This is a genomic window from Bradyrhizobium sp. CCBAU 45384 (genome assembly GCF_028128665.1).
In the GTDB taxonomy this organism is placed as follows: Bacteria; Pseudomonadota; Alphaproteobacteria; order Rhizobiales; family Xanthobacteraceae; genus Bradyrhizobium; species Bradyrhizobium manausense.
The window spans coordinates 120,887-141,597 of the sequence record NZ_LBIZ01000099.1 but is presented as its reverse complement, the minus strand read 5'-3'; the positions used below and the strand labels follow the sequence as shown (position 1 = coordinate 141,597).

General features: G+C 66.0%; 15 protein-coding genes. 6 read left to right on the top strand and 9 right to left on the bottom strand.

Going from position 1 to position 20,711, the window contains the following annotated elements; translation table 11 throughout:
- Positions 1–56: 56 nt before the first annotated feature.
- Positions 57–953 carry a LysR family transcriptional regulator gene (locus XH80_RS11685; protein ID WP_271598721.1) on the bottom strand — a complete coding sequence of 299 codons (897 nt, stop codon included), beginning with the start codon at positions 951–953 and terminating at the stop codon, positions 57–59.
- Between the two features lie 131 nt (positions 954–1,084).
- On the opposite strand from XH80_RS11685, the gene XH80_RS11680 reads away from it, so the two are divergent.
- The 5 genes from XH80_RS11680 (at position 1,085) to XH80_RS11660 (ending at position 11,510) form a co-directional block, all read left to right on the top strand.
- Positions 1,085–2,458, top strand: coding sequence for an MFS transporter (locus XH80_RS11680; RefSeq protein WP_271598720.1), 1,374 nt, complete (start codon positions 1,085–1,087; stop codon positions 2,456–2,458).
- A gap of 33 nt (positions 2,459–2,491) precedes the next feature.
- Positions 2,492–4,195, top strand: coding sequence for an FAD-dependent oxidoreductase (locus tag XH80_RS11675; RefSeq protein WP_271598719.1), 1,704 nt, complete (start codon positions 2,492–2,494; stop codon positions 4,193–4,195).
- A gap of 39 nt (positions 4,196–4,234) precedes the next feature.
- Entirely contained in the window at positions 4,235–5,956 is a 1,722-nt protein-coding gene (locus XH80_RS11670) for an alpha/beta hydrolase (protein WP_271598718.1), read from the top strand.
- Positions 5,956–7,689 carry a thiamine pyrophosphate-requiring protein gene (locus XH80_RS11665; protein WP_271598717.1) on the top strand — a complete coding sequence of 578 codons (1,734 nt, stop codon included), beginning with the start codon at positions 5,956–5,958 and terminating at the stop codon, positions 7,687–7,689. The genes XH80_RS11670 and XH80_RS11665 overlap by 1 nt, the downstream gene beginning before the upstream one ends.
- A 341-nt stretch (positions 7,690–8,030) precedes the next feature.
- Positions 8,031–11,510, top strand: a complete 3,480-nt coding sequence (locus XH80_RS11660; RefSeq protein WP_271598716.1) for an SEL1-like repeat protein — start codon at positions 8,031–8,033, stop codon at positions 11,508–11,510.
- 147 nt (positions 11,511–11,657) lie between these two features.
- Here XH80_RS11660 and XH80_RS11655 read toward each other — a convergent pair whose 3' ends face one another.
- A complete protein-coding gene (locus XH80_RS11655) occupies positions 11,658–12,431 on the bottom strand; it encodes an MBL fold metallo-hydrolase (RefSeq protein ID WP_271598715.1) in 774 nt (257 codons plus the stop codon).
- Positions 12,432–12,443: 12 nt separating this feature from the next.
- Positions 12,444–13,355 carry a DMT family transporter gene (locus XH80_RS11650; RefSeq protein WP_271598714.1) on the bottom strand — a complete coding sequence of 304 codons (912 nt, stop codon included), beginning with the start codon at positions 13,353–13,355 and terminating at the stop codon, positions 12,444–12,446.
- Between the two features lie 97 nt (positions 13,356–13,452).
- Here XH80_RS11650 and XH80_RS11645 point away from each other — a divergent pair, with 97 nt between their 5' ends.
- Positions 13,453–14,316, top strand: coding sequence for a LysR family transcriptional regulator (locus XH80_RS11645; RefSeq protein WP_057746801.1), 864 nt, complete (start codon positions 13,453–13,455; stop codon positions 14,314–14,316).
- A gap of 113 nt (positions 14,317–14,429) precedes the next feature.
- On the opposite strand, the gene pdeM is transcribed toward XH80_RS11645, so the two are convergent.
- From pdeM to XH80_RS11615, 6 genes are all read right to left on the bottom strand, one after another.
- Positions 14,430–15,101 (bottom strand): ligase-associated DNA damage response endonuclease PdeM, encoded by a 672-nt coding sequence (pdeM, locus tag XH80_RS11640; RefSeq protein WP_271598713.1) that lies wholly within the window; start codon positions 15,099–15,101, stop codon positions 14,430–14,432.
- Between the two features lie 42 nt (positions 15,102–15,143).
- Positions 15,144–17,717 (bottom strand): ligase-associated DNA damage response DEXH box helicase, encoded by a 2,574-nt coding sequence (locus XH80_RS11635; RefSeq protein ID WP_271598712.1) that lies wholly within the window; start codon positions 17,715–17,717, stop codon positions 15,144–15,146.
- Between the two features lie 171 nt (positions 17,718–17,888).
- Positions 17,889–18,038, bottom strand: coding sequence for a hypothetical protein (locus XH80_RS11630; protein ID WP_271598728.1), 150 nt, complete (start codon positions 18,036–18,038; stop codon positions 17,889–17,891).
- Positions 18,039–18,121: 83 nt separating this feature from the next.
- Positions 18,122–18,271, bottom strand: a complete 150-nt coding sequence (locus tag XH80_RS11625; RefSeq protein ID WP_271598728.1) for a hypothetical protein — start codon at positions 18,269–18,271, stop codon at positions 18,122–18,124.
- 83 nt (positions 18,272–18,354) lie between these two features.
- The gene (locus XH80_RS11620) at positions 18,355–19,584 is read right to left on the bottom strand and encodes an ABC transporter substrate-binding protein (RefSeq protein ID WP_271598711.1); all 1,230 of its coding nucleotides are present in this window, start codon (positions 19,582–19,584) and stop codon (positions 18,355–18,357) included.
- Positions 19,585–19,699: 115 nt separating this feature from the next.
- Complete coding sequence (locus tag XH80_RS11615; RefSeq protein WP_271598710.1) at positions 19,700–20,626, bottom strand: class I SAM-dependent DNA methyltransferase; 927 nt, start codon at positions 20,624–20,626, stop codon at positions 19,700–19,702.
- Positions 20,627–20,711: the final 85 nt, after the last annotated feature.

Below are 20,711 nucleotides of genomic sequence, written 5' to 3'. Positions count from 1 at the left end.
ATCGGTGAAGGCTTAACGAGCGATCCGATCGGGATGAGGCGCCGGCGCTCAGGTAGCTACTTTGTCGACAAGGCGCGCCGGGCGATTTCGGCGAACTGTTCCGCTGCGGGCGAGAGTGTAAAGTCGGCCCGGCTGAGCAGCGAGACATGCCGCCTGACGATCGGCTGGCTCAGCGCAACGGCCGCCAGGGTCGGAAACTGCGCCTTGGGCAGCATGTGCGCCGGCAGAATGCTGATTCCGGCCCCCTCCGCGGTCAATGCCAGGGCCGTCGTGATGAGCGAGACTTCGAGGGCCGGCTTGAGCTCCTGGCCCGTCTGGCCCAAGGCCTCGTCGATCTGGGTCCGGATTCGCGTTCCGCGGCGCATGGTGATCAGGTCGGAGGCGGCGAGTTCGTCCCAGGTCAGGCGCCGGCGCTTCTCGAACCGGCCGTTCCTGATGCCGATCGCCGAGAGCGGGCTTTCCATCAGCGTTTCGATCCGCGCCTCCGATGTGCCATCGTCCTCGAAGCTGCCGATGCCGAACTCGGCGTGGCCGGCCATGACGAACGGCAGCAGTTCGTCCGGAGCGACATCGAACAGGTCGATCCTGACCTCGGGATAGCGGGACCGAAACCTGGCCAGGATGCGCGGAAGCAAGGCCGAGGCCACGCCGGCGGAGACCGCGAGTGCGATCCGCCCCGACCTGACTTCGACGAGGTCGCGCATATGCTGCGCGAGGCCTCGTGCGCTCGACAGGATCCGCTCCGCCGCGGGGATCGCTTCCCTGCACGCAGCCGTCGGGTGCAGTGCGCGCGTCGTCCGATCGAACATCTTGACCTGGAAGTTCTCCTCGATCTGCCGGATCAGGAGGCTGATCGCCGACTGCGTCACGCGCAGTTCGGCCGCCGCCTTGGTGATGCTGCCGAGGCGATAGACCAGGACCAGCGCCTCCAGCTGCCGCATGGTCGGATTCATAAGGCGACCTCATGAATTTATGAGAATTTTGTGGCTAATCGAAAGAGTTGGGGTGTGCAAGATAATTCTGGCCGCGATCGCCATCCACGCGGCTGATATCGTCGGAAAAACGAAATACAGGGGAGGGAGATTTGGCGCAGACGATCAACATCGGCCGTTACATCGACGACCGTCCGCTTTCGGCCTTCCAGATTCGCGCGATCTGTTTGTGTGCCCTCGTGATCGGGCTCGACGGCTTCGATGCCCAGGCGCTCGGCTTCGTCGCGCCGGCGCTCAGCAAGGACCTGCATCTGGCTCCGGGCGCGCTTGGTCCAGTCTTCGGCGCCTCGTTGTTCGGCGTGATGATCGGCTCGCTGCTGTTCGGCGCGCTGGCCGACTATTTCGGTCGCAAATGGCTGGTGATCGCGGGCGTGATCGTCTTTGCGCTGGGCTCGCTGGCCACCAGCAGGGCCGGAAGCGTTCAGGACCTCGTGGTCCTGCGCTTCCTGACCGGCCTCGGTCTTGGTGGCGTCCTGCCGAATGCGATCGCACTGACCGGCGAATATTCCCCGCAGCGCCGCCGGACGCTGCTGATCATGCTGATGTTCATGACGGTATCGCTGGGATCGGCGATCGGCGGCTCGGTCGCGGCGAGGCTGATTTCGGCCTACGGCTGGCAGGGCATCTTCGTGATCGGCGGCGTGCTTCCGCTCCTGCTCTGCCCGGTCCTGATTGTATGGCTTCCGGAATCGCTGTCGCTGCTGGCGCTCGACGAGCGCAACAACGGCCGCGTCCGCTCACTCCTGGGGCAGATCGACCCGTCGGCAAAGTTCGCTGAGGACGCGCGCTTTGCCGTCGTCGAGGAAAGCGGCAAGGGATTCCTGCTGCCGCAGCTCTTCGCCAACCGGCGGCTCGTCCCGACATTGCTGTTGTGGATCATGTTCTTCATGAACATGCTCGACATCTACTTCCTCAACAGCTGGCTGCCGACGCTGACGCATGGCGTCGGCCTCGACGTCGAGGCCGCGATCGCCGTCGGGATCGCGTTCCAGCTAGGCGGAATGGTCGGCACGGTCGCGCTCGGATTGCTGATCGAGCGGCTCGGCTTCCATCGTGTCCTGTTCCTGACCTATGTCGCCGGCTTCGTCTCGATCGTGACCATTGGATTTGCCGGAGCCGTGCTGCCGATCCTGGTGCCGGCGGTCTTCATTGCAGGCGTCGCGGTCATCGGCGGCCAGATCGGCTGCAACGCCTATGCGGCGCGGCTCTATCCGACCTATATCCGCGCCACCGGAATCGGCTGGGCGCTCGGCATCGGCCGTCTAGGCTCGATTCTCGGCGTGACCGTCGGCGGACTGATGCTCGCCGCGCATTGGAGCGTCCCGTCGCTGTTCCAGACCAGCGCGGTGCCGCAGCTTTGCTCCGCGCTGGTGATCCTTGGCCTTGCCTTGCTCAGCATGCGCCGCGGCGGCGCGCTCAGCGGCCAGCCTCGGCATGACGAGCTTTCGGTGCCCGAGCGCGCCTGAGCCAGCGCGAGAACACGCCAGAGAAGAGATGACATGAAAAACATCCAGACACAGGTCCTGATCGTCGGCGCGGGGCCAGTCGGCTTGACCGCCGCCATGGAGCTCGCCTCCCGCGGCATCGACGTTGTCGTCGCCGAGATCCGCCGCGCAGGCGAGCCACCGAACGTCAAATGCAACCACGTCTCCGCGCGCTCGATGGAGGTGTTCCGCCGCCTCGGCATCGTCCGCGCGGTGCGCGAAGGCGGACTGCCGGCCGACTTCCCGAACGACTGCGCCTATCGCACCGCCGTGGTCGGTCGCGAGCTGACGCGGATCCCGATTCCCTGTCGCGCCGATCGCTACACCGCGACCGGCGGCCCGGATACCGATTGGCCGACGCCCGAGCCGCCGCACCGGATCAACCAGATCTATCTCGAGCCGATCCTGTTCGCGGCCGCCGAGGCCCGGCCGGGAATCCGGATTCTCAATCGCGTTCAGGTCGCGCATTTCGATCAGGGCGCAGACGGCGTTGTTGCGCGGGCGCAGGCCCTGGATGATGACCAGACCATCACCATCGCGGCCGACTATCTGATCGGCTGCGACGGCGGCCGCTCGACCGTGCGCAGGCTGATCGGCTCGCGGCTGTCAGGCACCGACGTCGTGCAGCGGGTGCAGTCCACCTACATCCACGCTCCCGCGCTGAAGGATCTGATCACCCAGAAGCCGGCCTGGATGACCATGTCGCTCAATCCGCGCCGCTGCGGCACGACTGTTTCGATCGACGGTCGCGACTTCTGGCTGATCCACAACCATCTCGCGCCTGATGAGCTCGAGTTCGACAGCGTCGATCGCGACTGGGCTCTGCGCACCATTCTTGGCGTCGACGATCGCTTCCAATACGACATCATCAGCAAGGAGGATTGGGTCGGGCGACGCCTGGTCGCCGATCGCTTCCTCGATCGCCGTGCGTTCATTTGCGGTGATGCAGCCCATCTGTGGATTCCCTATGCCGGCTACGGCATGAATGCCGGCATCGCCGACGCCGTCGACCTCTGCTGGATCCTTGCGGCCGTGCTGCAGGGCTGGGCGAGCCCTGCGCTGCTCGACGCCTACGAGGCCGAGCGCCAGCCGATCACCGAGCAGGTGTCGCATTTCGCGATGAACCATGCCCTTGCCGTGATGGGGCAGCGCCGTGCGGTGCCGCCCGAGGTCGAGATCGACGGCGAGGCAGGCGATGCCGCGCGCAGCAAGGTGGGGCAAGCCGCCTACGATCTCAACGTCCAGCAATATTGCTGCGCAGGCCTGAACTTCGGCTATTACTACGACCGGTCGCCGATCATTGCCTATGACGGCGAGGCGCCGCCGCCCTACAGCATGGGCAACTTCACAGCCTCGACCGTGCCGGGCGCCCGCGCGCCGCATGTCTGGCTGGCTGACGGACGTTCGCTGCTCGATGCGCTCGGCCCCGCCTATACGCTGGTGCGATTCGATCAAACCATCGATGCCGCACCGCTGCTGGACGCAGCCGCGCGTTCGGGCGTCCCCCTCACGGTGCTCGACGTCGATCGGGCTGGGGCAGGATTCGATTTTGCCGAGAATCTGCTGATGGTGCGCCCGGATTCCCACATTGCCTGGCGCGGCATGGCGGCGCCGCGGGATCCTGATCGGCTGCTTGAGCGATTGCGGGGAGCAGCTTCCGACCCGGCCGGTCGTGAGCACGATTCGGCGGGAGAAGCAGCCGCTGCTCAAATTGCTTGATCGGAAATACGGCTTTCTTGTTTCAAACGGGGGGACACAATGCGTAAAGGAGCGATGGCTGCGATAGGAGCCGTTCTCATCTTGCTGGGTGGGATGCTGGCGCATTTCACTCAGACGACCAATGGCATTCGTATCGAAGACGTGCGCTTCAAGGGCGCCGCGGGCAATACCATGAGCGCCCTGGTCTATATTCCGCGAAATGCAAGCGAGAAAAGCCCCGCGCCCGGCATTCTCGCGGTCCATGGTTACATCAACTCGCGCGAGACGCAGGATGGTTTTGCGATCGAGCTCGCCAGACGCGGCTATGTCGTCGTTGCACTGGACCAGACCGGCCACGGCTACAGCGATCCGCCTGCTTTCGCGCACGGCTTCGGCGGTCCCGACGGCCTGGCCTATCTGCGTAGCCTGCCCTATGTCGACAAGGAGAACATCGGCCTTGAAGGCCACTCCATGGGCGGCTGGACGATTCTTGCTGCGGCTGCAGCGATGCCGGATGCCTACAAGTCGCTGGTGCTGGAGGGCTCGTCCACCGGAAAGCCTTTTGCAGCCGATGGCACCCCGACCTGGCCGCGCAACCTCGCCGTGGTGTTCTCGCAATACGACGAGTTCGCGCTGATCATGTGGGGCAGCGAGTACGCCAAGAATGTTCCTCGGTCGGAAAAGCTTGCCGCCGTGTTCGGTGCTGCGGCACCCATCGAGCCCGGCAGGATTTACGGCGACATCAGCAAAGGCACGGCGCGGGTTCTCTATACCCCGGCCATCACGCATCCGGCCGATCATTTCTCGCACGAAGCCATCGGTGACAGCCTCGACTGGTTCAGCAAGACGCTCGCCGGCGGCACGCCGCTGCCGCCAGACGATCAGATCTGGCTCCGCAAGGAGATCGGCACATTGATCGCCCTCATCGGCTTCCTTGTTCTGCTGCTCGGTGCCTTCGACCTGCTGCTGGCCTCTTCGGCCTTTGCTTCGCTTCGGACCGGACCGGTCCATTCGGATGCGACGAGTGTCGCGCTGCCAAAAGGCGGACGCTGGTGGGCCGTGTTCTGGATTTCTGCGCTGTTGCCTGCGATCACTTACTATCCCGCCTTTGCGATCGGAAATGCGTGGCTGCCGGCATCGCGCGTCCTCCCGCAGGTTTTCACCACCCAGATCGCGACCTGGGCGCTCCTCAACACGGTGATTACGTTGGCGCTGCTGCCGTTCGTGCCGCGGCGCATCACTCGCAAGGGTGTTGCGGGGCCGGCCGTCTTGATCGCACTGGCGACGGTCGCTGTCGGCGTTCTGGCGGTGTGGCTTGCCGACCTCCTGTTCAAGATCGACTTTCGCTTCTGGGTCGTGGCGCTCAAAATGCCGAGTGCGACGCAATTGATGATCATGCCGATCTATCTGGTTCCCTTTACGCTCTTCTTTGTCGTCGCGCTGCGCGCGCTGCACGCCAATTTCAGCCGGCTCGATGCGCCGGCGATGGGTCACTATGTCACGACCATTCTGGTGCTCTCGCTCGGGATTTTCATTCTGATCGGCGGCCAATATCTGGCGATGTGGCTTGGCGGAAAATTGGTCAATCCGTTCCCGGCCTCGCCGGTCGTGCCGCTCTCGACCATCATCGGCATTCAGTTCATCCCGCTCCTTGCGGCGATTGCCGTGATCTCGACCTTCACATGGCGACGTACCGGCACGTCACTGCCCGGAGCCCTGATCTGTGGGCTGCTGGTGACCTGGTACATCGTGGCAGGAACGGCGACGCAGGCGGCCATCTGATGCCGACCTACAGCACCGCGCACTACTTCCTCGAGGCCCTCATGGACCTCGGGGTCGACACCATCTTTGCCAATCTCGGCACCGACCACGTCTCGCTGATCGAGGAGATCGCGCGCTGGGACAAAGAGGGACGGCGGCATCCCGAAATCATCCTGTGTCCGCACGAGGTGGTCGCGGTTCACATGGCAGCCGGCTATGCGTTCGCAACAGGCCGCGGCCAGGCCGTATTCGTCCACGTCGATGCCGGCACCGCCAATGCGTGCATGGCGATCCAGAATCTGTTTCGCTATCGGCTGCCGGTCATGCTGTTGGCGGGCCGGGCTCCGTTCACCCTGCATGGCGAGCTCAGGGGATCGCGCGACACCTATGTCCACTTCGTCCAGGACAGCTTCGACCAGGCGAGCATCGTACGTCCTTATGTGAAATGGGAATACACGCTGCCATCGGGCGTGGTCGTGAAGGAGGCGCTGGCACGTGCGGCGGCGTTCATGCACAGCGATCCGCCGGGGCCGGTCTACATGATGCTGCCCCGCGAGACCCTCGCGGAGAACTGGGACGCGCAGCAAATGCCCGCTTACCCGCCGGCGCGGTATGGCTCGGTCAAGGCCGGCGGGATCGAACCGGCGCGGGCGCATGAAGCGGCTGAAGCGCTGATGGCGGCCGAGAATCCGATCGCGCTGACCGCCTATCTCGGCCGCAATCCAGATGCCGTCGCGGTGCTCGAACGGCTGGCGCTTGCCTGCGGCATCCGCGTCGCCGAATTCAATCCGGTGACGGTGAACATTCCCCAGGACTCGCCGTGCTTCGCCGGTGGCGATCCGGCCGCCTTGGTCGCCCATGCCGACCTCGGCCTGCTCGTCGATACCGACGTGCCCTTCGTCCCGCAGTCCGTGAGGGCCGCGGATGGGCTGCGCTGGATCCAGATCGACATCGATCCGCTCAAGGCCGATATCCCGATGTGGGGCTTTGCCACCGACCTGCGCATCGCCGGTGATTCGGCGATCATCCTGCAACAGGTGTTAGAGGTCGTCGAAGCGCGCGCCGATTACGACTATCGCAGGAAAGTGCGTCGCCGGATCGAGAGCTGGGAGCCACTGCGCGAGGCCGGCCAGGCGAGGCGACGAGCCGCGGCCACGGAAAGAGGCGAATTGGGCGCGATCAATCCCGCCTTCCTTTTCTCGCGGCTGCAGGCACTCTTGTCGGAACACGACGTCGTCCTCAACGAGGCCGTCCGCAACGCACCGGTCCTGCAGCAGCAGCTGCGCCGCACCAAGCCTCTGACCTATGTGGGTCTGGCCGGCGGCGGGCTCGGCTTCAGCGGCGGCATGGCGCTCGGACTGAAGCTGGCCAATCCGGCGCGCCGGATCGTGCAGGTCGTCGGCGACGGCGCTTTCCACTTCGCCGCGCCGGATACCGTCTACGCCGTGTCGCAGCAATATCGGCTGCCGATCTTCACCGTCATTCTCGACAATGGCGGCTGGCAGGCCGTCAAGGCCGCAGTTCAACGGGTTTATCCCGACGGAGAAGCGCAGCGGGCCGACGCGTTCCTGTCCAGGCTTCGGACCGGACGCCAGGACGAGCAGCGGCATTTCATCGACATTGCCCGTGCCTTCGGCGCTCATGGCGAACGGGTGAGCGATCCGAACGGGCTTGATGAAGCAATCACCCGCTGTCTCCGCGCGGTCGACGCAGGATGCGCCGCCGTCATGCATGTCGACCTCGTGCCGCTCTAGGGAGGGGCAAGGGCGATCCAGTACTCCGAGACGGGGCGGCTAGGATCGAAAAGCCGCGGGGTACTGGATGCCCCGCTCAAGCCGGGGCATGACACCGGTTATTGGGCAACCAATGAGCGCTGCAAGACTCCCCCGGTTCCCCACCGCCCAACTTCCCCCGGGTTCCCGCCGCCCAACTTTAAGACACCGGCGACGGCTTCCTTAACCCGTTATTTACCGTAACCGACAAAAGTCAGACTTCGAGGCAGACGACCCGCGCCGAATTCGATTGTCTCGCAAGCGGCACGCGTGGGGAGACTGGAGGCGTCGGGTGGGGCGCGGAGTCGGAACCGGACAGAGTCATGAATTCGCGCGTATCGTGGAGTGTTGACGGTATCGATCCATCCGTCAGGGAGCGGGCCGAAGCCGCTGCCCGCCGTGCCGGCATGTCACTCAACGATTGGCTGAACTCCACGCTCGGCGAGACTGCGCCGCCGAATTTTCGCAGCCCTTACGAGCAGCCGCGTCAGGATCAACGTCACGATCCGCGTTCGCAGCAGCAGGACATTCAGAACCAAGGAATTGGTCAGGCGAGTCGCGAAGTCGCCGACATCCATCAGCGGCTCGACGCGATCACCCGGCAGATCGAACGGATTTCGAAGCCCGCCGCGCCGCGCCAAGACTCTTCCCGTGAAAGAGACGTCTCGCGCGAGCAGGGCGTGGCCCGCCAGCTCAACGATGCGATCTCGCGGCTCGATGCCCGCCTGTCGCAGATCTCGCGGCCGCAGCAACCGCAGCCGCAGCAGCCTCCGGCGCCACGCGCGACGCCTGCGCCCTCACCCGTTGAAACGCGCCATCGCCAGGCCGATGCGGTCGAGCGCGCGGCCGCGCAGGTCTATCGCAACTCGCCGCCGCTGAGTCCCGCCTCGTTCGACGTCGCGGTCGCCGAGATCACCGCACGGCAGGGCGAGCTTGACGGATTCGCACCGCGGCAGGTGCCGTCGCGTGCCGCGCCGCCGATCGCTCCGTCTGCGTCTGTCTATGCTCCGCCGCCACCGCAGGCGGGGCCGGATTTCTCCGCGCTCGAGCGCCATCTGCTCAAGATCACGAGCCAGATCGAGTCGCTGCAGCGGCCTGACCATACCGAGCAGGCCATCAACGGCTTCCGCGCCGAGCTTGCCGAGATCCGCAACGTCATCACCGAGGCGATGCCGCGGCGCGCGATCGAATCGATCGAGAACGAGATCCGCTCGCTGCACCGCCGCATCGACGAGACCCGCTCCAGCGGCACCGACGGCCAGGTGCTGTCAGGCATCGAGCGCGCCCTCTCCGACATCAAGCAGGTGCTGCGCACGCTGACGCCGGCCGAGCAGCTCACCGGCTACGACGAGGCGATCCGCAATCTCGGCGCCAAGCTCGACCTGATCCTGCGCGCCAATGACGATCCCTCGACGGTGCGCCAGCTCGAAGGCGCGATCTCGGCGCTGCGCGGCATCGTCTCCAACGTCGCTTCCAACGAAGCGCTGGCCCGCCTCGCCGAGGACGTGCAGCTGCTGTCATCCAAGGTCGATCAGCTCAATCGCGCCTCGGACCGCGGCGACAGCTTTGCGGTGCTGGAGCAGCGCATCGCCGCGCTCACGGCCGCGCTGGAAACGCGCGAGCGGCCGGCGCCTGCCGAGAGCACCGAGCATCTGGAAGCCGCGATCTGTGCGCTGTCCGACCGTTTCGACCGCATGCAGGTCGGCAACGACTCCGCCTCGACCTTTGCGCATCTCGAGCAGCGCGTCTCTTATCTGCTGGAGCGGCTAGAGGCCGCCTCGGATCAGCGCGGCAGCAATTTCAGCCGTGTCGAGGACGGGCTGCACGACATCCTGCACCACCTCGAGCGGCAGCAGGCGACCTATGCCGCGCTGGCCGAGAGCCGCAATTCAGCGCCGCCGCCCGATTCCGGCATGGTCGATCTCGTCAGGCGCGAGCTGTCCGACATCCGTTTCAGCCAGGCCGAGACCAACCGCAGCACCCAGGATTCGCTGGAGGCCGTGCACAACACGCTCGGCCACGTTGTCGATCGCCTCGCCATGATCGAGGGCGACCTGCGCGCGGTGCGCGCCGCGCCGCCCGCGCCTGCGCCGATGCCGGTGGCCGCGCCATTGCCGATGGCGGCTCCCGTCGAGCCGGCGCCGATGGCGCGCGAGCAATGGCAGCCTCAGCCGTCGCAGCCGAAATACGATCCGAAGCCCGAGCTGCCCAATCCCGCCGGCCAGCCGCATGCGCATTCCGGCTTCGTCGCCGCGCCGCGCGAATTCCACGCCGCCGCCCCCACCGCGCCGCCACCGGTGCCGGTGGCGGTGGCGCAGCAAGCTACACCGCCTTTGCCACCGCGCGCGATCAGCGAGATCCTCGAGCCGCACACGGCGCCGGCGCGCGCCACGATCGCGCCCGAACTGCCGCCGGATCATCCGCTCGAGCCTGGCACGCGTCCGGGCGGCCGCCCCGCCACGCCGTCCGAACGCATTGCCGCGTCCGAAAGCGCGATCAGCGAAATCCCGGCTGCGCCCAAGGAGCCGGTGTCGTCGTCGAGCTTCATCGCAGCCGCGCGCCGCGCCGCGCAGGCCGCCGCCGCGCAGCCACAGGAAAAGCCCGCCCGCGGCGTCAAGGCCGCAATCGCGGCGCGCAGCAAGGACAAGGCTCAAGGCAAGGCCCAGGCCGCCGCTTCGGAAGGCGGCTCGACCATCACCTCGAAAATCCGCTCGCTGCTGGTCGGCGCCAGCGTGGTCGTGATCGTGCTCGGCACCTTCAAGATGGCGATGAACCTGCTCGAAGGCGGCAGCGTGCCGCCGGCGCCGCAGGCGATGGAGAATACCAGCCAACAGGCACCGCAGGCGCCGCCGCCAGTCGAGAGCAAGCCGCCCGAGCAGGTCACGCCGTCGATGACCTCGCCGACGCCGATCGGCAAGCAGTCCCTGAACAATGCCGCGCCGGCAGCGAGCTCCGGCAGCACGGCTTCGGTCGAAATTCCGCCCGCGCCCGCAGCAGCGCCGCTTCCGCCCGCGGCGAACGGCGACGTCACCGGCGCGCTGTCGGGCACGAGCCGCGCGCGGCTCGGCGTGGTCCAGATCCCGCCGAGCGAGAAGCTGCCTGACGGCATCGCCGGTCCCGCTTTGCGCGTCGCTGCGATGAAGGGCGATGCGACCGCGGCCTACGAGATCGGCGTGCGCTTTGCCGAGGGCAAGGGCGTCGCTGCGAATTACGACGAAGCCGCCAAGTGGTACGACCGCGCCTCGCAGGCCGGCGTGGTGCCCGCAACCTTCCGCCTCGGCACGCTTTATGAGAAGGGCCTGGGCGTGAAGAAGGACGCCGACATCGCCCGCCGCTACTACACGCAGGCGGCCGAACGCGGCAACGCCAAGGCGATGCATAATCTCGCGGTGCTCGACGCCGACGGTGGCGGACGCGGCGCCAATTACAAGAGCGCGGCGCAGTGGTTCCGCAAAGCCGCCGACCGCGGCGTCGCCGACAGCCAGTTCAACCTCGGCATCCTCTATGCCCGCGGCATCGGCGTGGAGCAGAACCTCGCCGAATCCTACAAATGGTTCAGCCTGGCGGCCGCCCAGGGCGATGCCGATGCGGCCGGCAAGCGCGACGACGTCGCCAAGCGCCTCGACCCGCAATCGCTCGCCGCCGCCAAGCTCGCGATCCAGACCTTCAGCGCCGAGCCGCAGCCCGACGACGCCGTCAACGTGGCGACGCCCGCCGGCGGCTGGGACAGCGCCCCGCAGGCGGCCACCAAGCCCGCGCCGAAGCCGGTCGCAACGAAGAAGACGGCGTCGGCGGCGCATTGATTTAAGACGCCATCTCCTCTGGTCGTCGCCCGGCTTGACCGGGCGACCCAGTATTCCAGAGGCCTTCGTCGGATAGCTCGCTCCCACAACACCCGCTGCGGCGTACTGGATGCCCCGGTCAAGCCGGGGCATGACATCCTAGCAGGATCACGGCGCCTCGATCACGGTCGGCACGCCGGGCTCCAGCAATCGCAGCCGCGGTCCGAACCCGAGCACGTCGAACGTCTTGCGCAAATCCTCGCCGTTCTGGCGGAAATGCGCCCAGCCTTCGGTGTGCACGGGCACGATCATCGCATCGGGAAAGGCGCGCGCGGTCTCGATGGTGTCGTTGGTGTCCATGGTGAGATGGAACGGGCCACGCGTTTGCGCGGCGCCGGCAAACGGCAGCACCACGCCGCACTTGAAGCGGCGCGCAACTTCGGCGACTCCGTCGAACCAGGTGGTGTCGCCGCTGATATAGACCGCGCTCGTGTCCTTGCGGCTCGATTGCACCACGAAGCCGATGACGTCGCCCGACAACGGCTCGATGCCGGCAGGGCCGTGACGCGCCGGTGTCGCGGTGATGGTGAGCATGTTGCCGTCGTCGTCCTTCAGATGCGCGGTTGCCCAGGGCGCGAGGCCCTCGACATGGCCGCCGAGGCGTTTGGCGCCGGCCTCCGTCGTCAGCGCGCGTGGTGCTTTCAGCAAGAAGTCGCGCCCTGAATTGTCGAGATTGTCCGAATGCTGGTCGTGGCTGAGCAGCACGGCATCGATGGGGCCGATCGCAGCGGCTTTCACCGCCGGGCCGGTGGTCTTCTCCAGCTTCACATGCGGCAATTGATAGGCGCCCGGCGCATCGAAGGTGGGATCGGTGAGCAGGCGAAAGCCGTCGATCTCGATCAAGGCGGTGGGGCCGCCGATCAGGGTGATTGAAACGGGCATGCGGAACTCCTCTTACGCCACCGGCTTTGCGGGGCGCGTCACCAGGTAAATGCCGAGCGCCACCGGAATGATCCCCAAGAGGTCGCGCGCCTCGACGTGTTCGCCGAGCACGAGAAACGCGAACAGCATGCCGAGCGGCGGCATCAGGAAATGATAGGCACTGGCCGCGGTCGCGCCACACACTTTCAGGAGATGAAACCAGAGCCAGGAGGCGAGGATCGAGCCGCCGAGCACGAGGAAGGCGAAGGCGCCGATCAGGCCCGGGGTAAAGTCGATCGCGCGGACATCGGCGAAGGTGAATGCGATCGGCGCGAGCACGATGCCCGCTGCGAGGCTCTGCACGCCATTGCCGATCCACAACGAGCCCTTCGGCGCGAGCAGCTTGAACAGAATGGTGCCTGATACGATGGAGGCGAGCGAGGCCAGCGTGAAGACAATGCCGTGCAGGCTGTCGGTGCCGACCGAGAGACGGTGCCACACGATCGCCGTCACGCCGACGACGCCGAGCAAAAGGCCGCTCGCCTTGCGCCAGGTCATGCCTTCGCCGAGCAGCAGTGCGGCGAGCGCCGCCGTGAACACCGGATTGGTCGAGACGATCAGCCCGCCGAGGCCGGCGGAGACCGATTGCAGGCCGGTATAGCCGAGCCCGAGATAGAGCGCGTTGTTGGCGATGCCGAGCACCGCGAAGATCGCGGCGTCGCGCCAGGACAATGACCAGGCTTCGCCACGGATCAGCGTGGCACCCAGGATCAGGATGCCGGCCAGCGAGAAGCGCGCGGCGAGCAGGATCAGCGGCGGGCAATGGGTGACGCCGATCTTGCCGGCGACGAAGGCGTAGCTCCAGAGCAAGCAGAACAGGCCGATGGCGAGCGGCAGCGTGTTGAAGCGGGTGCGGGGAACCGAAATCGAAGGCGCAAGCGACATGAGGCATTCTCCTGAACCCCCGATCTAGGGACGCCGCTTGCCATTTGGAAATTAAATGATTAACTGCGGATCAGTTGATTTTCGAATGGAGGCTGATATGCTCGATCTCGAGCTTCTGCGCAGCTTCGTCTCGGTGGTCGAGGCCGGCGGCTTCACCCGCGCCGGCGAGCGCGTCCACCGTACGCAGTCGACCGTGAGCCAGCAGATCAAGCGGCTGGAGGAGGATGTCGGCCAGGTGCTGCTGCACCGCGATGGCAAGGACGTGCGCCCGACCGAGGCCGGCGAGCGGCTGTTGTCCTACGCGCGGCGGCTGCTTTCGCTTGCGGAAGAGGCGCGCGACGTGCTGCGCCAGCCGGGCGGCGAAGGCGCGATCCGGCTCGGCATCCCCGAGGATTTTGCGGCCTATCGGCTGACGAAGCTGCTGGGCACGTTCTCGCGCTCGCACCCGGGCCTGCGCCTCGACGTGCGCGCCGACCAGAGCAAGCACCTCGCCCGCGATCTCGAACGCGGCGAGCTCGATCTCGCGCTCTACAAGCGCGCGGCCGGCGAGAAGGGCGCGATCGCGGTGTGGCCGGAGCGGGTGCACTGGGTCACCAGCAAGAGCCATCCGGTCGACGTCGACGTGCCATCAGTGCCCCTGATCGGCTTTCCGCTCGGCTGCGTCTATCGCGCCGGCGCCATCCACGCGCTGGAAAGCGCGGGCCGCGCCTGGCACACCGCCTACACATCATCGAGTCTCTCCGGCATCCAGGCCGCGGTGGCCGCGGGCATGGGCTTAAGCATCCTGTCGGAGATGTCGATCCAGTCCGACCACCGCGTGCTGACCGCCAAGGACGGCTTTGCGCCGATCAACAAGACGGAGGTGGCGCTGATGGCCTCGCCCAATGCGAGCCCCGCGACGCTGCGGCTGGCGGATCGCTTGGCGGAGTTTTGCGAGGACGTGCAGGCGAAGGCGGCGTGAGCTTGGGAGATGCGTAGGGTGGGCAAAGGCGCGAAGCGCCGTGCCCACGATCCTTCAATAATTAGCAGGTGGTGGGCACGCTACGCTTTGCCCACCCTACGAGAGCAGCGACTTCAGTAACACCTTGACGCCGCTATCGCGTGCACGCGGCGGTCGCCGAGGAGATGGGCGACAAAGCCGGTCTTCGCAAAGATCCTTGCAAACGCGGCGTCGCGGATGCTGAGGCCGCCGGCATAGGCGCCGAAGGCGGGCATCACGGCGCGCATTCCGTCGCTGGCGAAGCAGCGCCGCTCCATCGAACGGCCGCGGGCGGAGATGCGGGCCTTGGGGTGCAGATGGCCGGCAATCTCGCCAGGCGCGCCTGATGGCTCGTGGCGGAAGGTGATGGGGCCAACAGCAACTTCGTCGGCGACGGTACCGCCGAGATCGCGCGGCAGCATTGGATCGTGATTGCCCGAGATCCAGATCCAGTCGCGCCCTGTTTGGAGCGCGGCGACGGCATCGCGGTCCTCCGCGGACAGGCGCTCATGCGCGGTGCGATCATGAAAACTGTCGCCGAGCGCGATGATCGTTTTGGGATTATGGCGGGAGATGACAGCAGCGAGCCGGCCAAGTGTCGCGACGGTATCGTAGGGCGGCAGCAGCACGCCGCGGGTGGCGAAGCTCGAGCCCTTCTCCAGATGCAGATCGGAGACGACCAGCAGGCGCTGCTCGTCCCAGAACAGCGCGCCGGAGAGATCGGCCGCGAAGGTCACATCGATGATGGTGACTCTGGAAACGCGCATGTCCTCGTCATCCCCCGAAATCAGCGCGCCTGCCGTCACGTCTTACCCGCTTCTATCCATCGCCTCTTTGACGAGTTCATCCGCGGCTTCGGCCAGCAGCTCGTCTGCAGCTTCGCCATAAACTGACTCGCGGCCGATTTCCAGCATCACGGGGACGGCGAGCGGGGAGACGCGGTCGAGTTCCCGGTGGGTGATGCGGCCCTGGATGCGCATCAGCATGTCGCTGAGGCGGCGCAGATCCAATAGGCCGGTGGCGGCATCGGCGCGCGCGGCGCGCAGCAGCACGTGGTCGGCCTGATGCTTGCGCAGGACGTCGTAGACGAGGTCGGTCGAGAACAGCACCTGGCGGCGGCTCTTCTCTTCGCCGGTGTGGCGGCGCGCGATCAGGCCGGAGATGATCGCGCAGTTGCGGAAGGTGCGCTTCATCAGCGCGGATTCGGCGAGCCAGGCCTCCAGATCGTCGCCGAGCATATCAGGGTCGAACAACCCGTTGAGATCGATGCGGCCGTCCCTGATCATGAAGGAGAGGTCGCCGAGCCCCCAGATCGCCACCGCATATTCATTGGCGACGAAGCCGAGCGGCCGGGCGCGGGCGCGCTCCAGCCGGCGCGTCAACAGCATGCCGAGCGTCTGATGCGCGAGGCGGCCTTCGAAGGGATAGCAGACGATGTAATGCTTGTTGGCGCGCGGAAAACTTTCCACCAGCAGCTCGCGCACGGCGGGCACGCGGCTGACGTCCTTTTGCTGCGACAGCCAGTCGCGCACCTGCTCCGGCAAGCCACCCCAAGCACGCCCGTCGTCGAGCAGACGACGGACGCGTTCGGCAAGATAGGTCGAGAGCGGGAATTTTCCGCCCATATAGGACGGCACTTTCGGATCCTTGTCATGCGCGCGTGAGACATAGACCTGGTCCTCGACCAGGGTCTCGTAGCGCACCACCTCGCCAGAGAACACGAAGGTGTCGCCGGGCGAGAGGCCTTCGATGAAGGCCTCCTCGATCTCGCCGAGCAAGCGGCCGCCGCGCGCGATCACCCCCGTCGAACCGTGACCGCCGCCGCGCGAGCGCACCAGCCGCACTTTCAGCATGTCGTCCTCGACGATGGTGCCGACATTCATCCGGTAGCTCTGCCGCACTTTTGGATTGGCGACGCGCCAGCGGCCCTCCTTGTCCTGCTTGATGCGGGCGAAGCGCTCATAGGTCTTCAGCGCGTAGCCGCCGGAGGCGACGAAATCGACGACGTCGTCGAAATCCTGCCGCGACAGGGCGGCGTAAGGCGCGGCGGTGCGGACCTCGGCATAGAGTTCATCGGAAAGAAACGGCTCGCCGCAGGCGCAGCCGAGCACGTGCTGGGCCAGCACGTCGAGCGCGCCGGTACGCAAGGGCGGGGTGTCCTGCGCATTCTCGGCGATGGCATCGATGGCGACGCGGCATTCCAGCACCTCGAAGCGGTTGGCGGGCACCAGCACGGCGCGCGAGGCTTCGTCGAGGCGGTGATTGGCGCGGCCGATGCGCTGCATCAGGCGCGAGGAGCCCTTGGGCGCGCCGATATTGACGACGAGATCGACGTCGCCCCAGTCGACGCCCAGATCGAGCGAGGAGGTGCAGACCACGCCGCGCAAGCGTCCTGCCGACATCGCATCTTCGACCTTGCGGCGCTGCGCGACGTCGAGCGAGCCGTGATGCAGCGCGATGGCAAGGCCGTCGTCGTTCATGCTCCAGAGATTCTGGAACAGCATCTCGGCCTGGCTGCGGGTGTTGACGAACACCAGCGTGGTCTTGTTCTGCTTGATCAGCTCGTAGATTTCGGGGAGCGCGTGACGTGCGCTGTGGCCAGCCCAGGGCAGGCGCTCGCTTGTGTCGAGCATCTGAACCAGCGGTGGCGCGGCGCCGCCGGCGACGACGATGTCGGCGGCAATCTCCTTGCCTTCGGGCTGCGGCACCAGGAAGCGCGCGAGTTGCTCCGGCTCCGCCACGGTCGCCGACAGGCCGATGGCGCGCATCTGCGGGGCGAGACGCCACAGCCGTGCAAGGCCGAGCGACAGCAGATCGCCGCGCTTGGACGTCACCAGCGCATGCAGCTCGTCGAGCACGATGCGCTTCAGCGAGGAAAACAAAAACGGCGCATCGTCGGAGGACAGCAGCAGCGCGAGCTGCTCCGGCGTCGTCAGCAGAATGTCGGGCGGATAGCGCCGCTGCCGCTGACGCCGCGACACCGGCGTGTCGCCGGTGCGGGTCTCGACCTTGATCGGCAGGCCCATCTCGGCGATGGGGCGCTCGAGGTTGCGGGCGATGTCGACGGCGAGCGCTTTCAACGGCGAGATGTAGAGGGTGTGGAGACCGGCGCTGCGCTGCACGCTGCGGCCGGTGGAGACGAGGGATTTCGCGGGCGTCGCCGGCGCAGAGCTGAGTTCCACCAGCGTCGGCAAGAATCCCGCCAGCGTCTTGCCGGCCCCGGTCGGAGCGATCAGCAAGGCCGATCGATCCTCACGCGCCTTTTCCAGCAGCGCGAGCTGATGCTCGCGCGGCGTCCAGCCGCGGGCCGCAAACCATTGCTGGAAACGGTCGGGCAGCAGCGGGGCCGGCTCGGCCGGAATTTTGAGGATGCGGGGCGGCACGGCGTTAGAGGTAAGCCGTGGGGGCGGGTTCGTCGAGGGGTGGGACGGTCTCGTCGTCTCGTAGGCGGGCAAAGCGAAGCGTGCCCACGCATTTTTGCGATCGAGAGGAATGGTGGGCACGGCGCAAGGGCGCCTTTGCCCACCCTACGGCATCTCGATTGCCGAGAGAGCCTACTCCACCACCGGCTTGTCGGAGACCTCCCAGTCCTTGCCGTTGAAGACCTGGATGAACAGCGTCTTCATCGGCGTGTCGTCGTCGGGGGTGTAGCTGTAAGGGACGCCACCGAGTCTCGTAGGGTGGGCAAAGCGAAGCGTGCCCACGCAGCTTTACGATCGAGAGAAATGGTGGGCACGGCGCAAGGGCGCCTTTGCCCACCCTACGGCATCTCGATTGTGGAGACCCGCTACTCCACCACCGGCTTGTCGGAGACCTCCCAGTCCTTGCCGTTGAAGACCTGGATGAACAGCGTCTTCATCGGCGTGTCGTCGTCGGGGGTGTAGCTGTAAGGGACGCCACCGAGTCTCGTAGGGTGGGCAAAGCGAAGCGTGCCCACGCATCTTTACGATCGAGAGAAATGGTGGGCACGGCGCAAGGGCGCCTTTGCCCACCCTACGGCATCTCGATTGCCGAGAGAGCCTACTCCACCACCGGCTTGTCGGAGACCTCCCAGTCCTTGCCGTTGAAGACCTGGATGAACAGCGTCTTCATCGGTGTGTAGTCGTCCGGGGTATAACTGTAGGTGACGCCGTCGAGGAAGAACGGCGAGTGGAAGCCATTGAGGTTTGAGGCCTGCTTCAGCACATTGGCGCGGGTGAGGTCGTCGCCGCAGCGGCGCAGGATCTCGCCCATGGTGACAGCCTGGCCGTAGCCGGCATAGGCGATGGTGTTATCAGGAGCGACGTTCGGCAGATATTTCTTGCGCAGCTCCTCGAATGCCATGGGGCCCGGATCCTTTTCCCAACGGCCCGGCCCGGCATCCTTCGCATAGCTGATCGAGACGATGTCCTTGGCATTCTCGAAGCCAGCGGCGCTGAGGATGGATTTGCCGGTCGAGCCGGCCGAGAGCAGTTGCAGCGGCTTCCAGCCGAGCTCGGCCACTTTCCGGATCGACTGCGACGACGCCTTGCCGGTGGAGATGTTGTAGAAAACATCCGCGCCCGATTTCGACAGGTTGATCAGCTGTGAATCGACCGTCGGATCGGTGAGATCGTAGGTCTGCTCCATGATCACCTGCGCAGTGCCGCCGGCATCGGCCAGCACCTTCTTGAAGGGCCCAAGGAAATCGCGGCCGAAATCGTCGTTCTGGTAGAGGATACCGATCCTGGCATTCGGCTTCACGTTGACGACGTGTCGCGCCAGGATGCGCGCTTCGGTCGGATAAAGCGGCAGGCCCGCCATCGTCCATTTGAACTCTTTCGGATTGTTCCACTTCGAGGCGCCGGTGTTGAGCAGCAGCTGCGGCACGCCCTTGGAGTTCAGATATTTGTGCACGGCGGTCTGCGGCGCGGTGCCAAGCGAGCCGTAGAGCGCCAGCACCTCCTCCTGCTCGACCAGGCGCCGCGTCGCCTCGACGCATTTCGGCGCGCTGTAGGCATCGTCGAGCGTGAGGAAGTTGACCTTGCGTCCGTTGATGCCGCCGCCTTCGTTGAGCATCTGGAAATAGGCCTCGCCGACGCGCCCCAGCACGCCGTAGAGCGAGCCGGGGCCGGAATGCGGCACGGTCTGCCCGATCTTGATCTCGGTATCACTGGCGCCGGCATCGTATTTCTTCTCGGCGGCCCAGACATAGGGCGCGGGCAGAACGGATGCGGCGATGGTGGCGAACGCGGCGGCGCTGACATCGCGCCGCGATGGATTCCTGGTCATTGTTTCTCTCCCTGGTGCTGCGCATTGTGCTGGGAACGCAGCGCAGCTCGCAAGTCCGAAGACGCCGCTTTGCGACGCAATGACGCTAAAATTGCAGGGTGTTTAGCGCCTAGACTCAAGTTTTCTCGGCAACGATGACGAGACCGCGCACCGGCTCGTTGTTCTCGTTGCGCGGCGAGCACGGCTCAAGCGTGACGAGCTTCAGGGTGGCCTTCGCAATCGCACCCCGCACATATTCCGCCGAATGGGCATAGCGCAGGCCTTCGCCGAGCACGATGCCATCGCCGTCATGCGTCTCCAGCGTGAAGGCGAGCACGCCGCCTGATACGAGCACGCGCCTGGCCTCGTTCAGCACAGGCGCGAGATCGGAGAGATAGACGAATGCATCCGCGGCGACGACGAGGTTCGCGCTGGCATCGGGCTTGGTGCGCAGGCCCTCGATCATGTCGGCGACTTCGAGCTCGGCATAGAGCCCGGCGGCGCGCGCCTCCTTGATCATGCCTGGCGACAGATCGATGCCGATGAATTGGTCGACCTGCTTGGCAAACGCAGCGGCCGCAAGCCCGGTGCCGCAGCCGAGATCGATTGTGCGCTTGAAGAAGGCCGGCTTCTTCGCCGCGACGCGCGCGGCCACCACCGCCTTGAAGATCACGCTAGGAGCGCGATAGCCGAGATCGTTGATCAGCGCGTGCTCGAAGCGCGGCGCGTATTGGTCGAACAGCGCCTGCACATAGGCCTTGGGCATTTCCGCCATTTCAGTATCGCCCAGCCGCATCAGATGGAGACCGGCCCCGTGCTGATCCTCAGGGTCGGATCGCCGTGCTTCCCGGAACGCTGCTATGGCCTTGTCGCGCTCGCCGAGCTGCTGGCGGATCTCGCCAAGCGTGAACCAGGCCGAGGTGAAGTCAGGCGCGAGCTCGATCGCCTGCTCCAGCAGGTCGGCGGCGGCGGCCAGATCGCCCTTGAGCTGGAGGTCGCGCGCGAACTCGAAACGGCGGTCGGCCATGAGATCGCCGGAGGTCAGGAACAGGCGGAGCGGCATTGCAGGAACCGATTGTCATTGCCGGGCTTGACCCGGCAATCCATCAAAAAAGACCTCTTTAAGAGGATGGATGCGCGGGTCAAGC

What these genes read in the sequence shown, in the direction of transcription:
- XH80_RS11685 (WP_271598721.1), bottom strand. Translation starts at nt 953, where the DNA reads ATGAATCCGACCATGCGGCAGCTGGAGGCGCTGGTCCTGGTCTATCGC.
- XH80_RS11675 (WP_271598719.1), top strand. Translation starts at nt 2,492, where the DNA reads ATGAAAAACATCCAGACACAGGTCCTGATCGTCGGCGCGGGGCCAGTC.
- XH80_RS11670 (WP_271598718.1), top strand. Translation starts at nt 4,235, where the DNA reads ATGCGTAAAGGAGCGATGGCTGCGATAGGAGCCGTTCTCATCTTGCTG.
- XH80_RS11665 (WP_271598717.1), top strand. Translation starts at nt 5,956, where the DNA reads ATGCCGACCTACAGCACCGCGCACTACTTCCTCGAGGCCCTCATGGAC.
- XH80_RS11660 (WP_271598716.1), top strand. Translation starts at nt 8,031, where the DNA reads ATGAATTCGCGCGTATCGTGGAGTGTTGACGGTATCGATCCATCCGTC.
- XH80_RS11655 (WP_271598715.1), bottom strand. Translation starts at nt 12,431, where the DNA reads ATGCCCGTTTCAATCACCCTGATCGGCGGCCCCACCGCCTTGATCGAG.
- XH80_RS11650 (WP_271598714.1), bottom strand. Translation starts at nt 13,355, where the DNA reads ATGTCGCTTGCGCCTTCGATTTCGGTTCCCCGCACCCGCTTCAACACG.
- XH80_RS11645 (WP_057746801.1), top strand. Translation starts at nt 13,453, where the DNA reads ATGCTCGATCTCGAGCTTCTGCGCAGCTTCGTCTCGGTGGTCGAGGCC.
- pdeM (WP_271598713.1), bottom strand. Translation starts at nt 15,101, where the DNA reads ATGCGCGTTTCCAGAGTCACCATCATCGATGTGACCTTCGCGGCCGAT.
- XH80_RS11620 (WP_271598711.1), bottom strand. Translation starts at nt 19,584, where the DNA reads ATGACCAGGAATCCATCGCGGCGCGATGTCAGCGCCGCCGCGTTCGCC.
- XH80_RS11615 (WP_271598710.1), bottom strand. Translation starts at nt 20,626, where the DNA reads ATGCCGCTCCGCCTGTTCCTGACCTCCGGCGATCTCATGGCCGACCGC.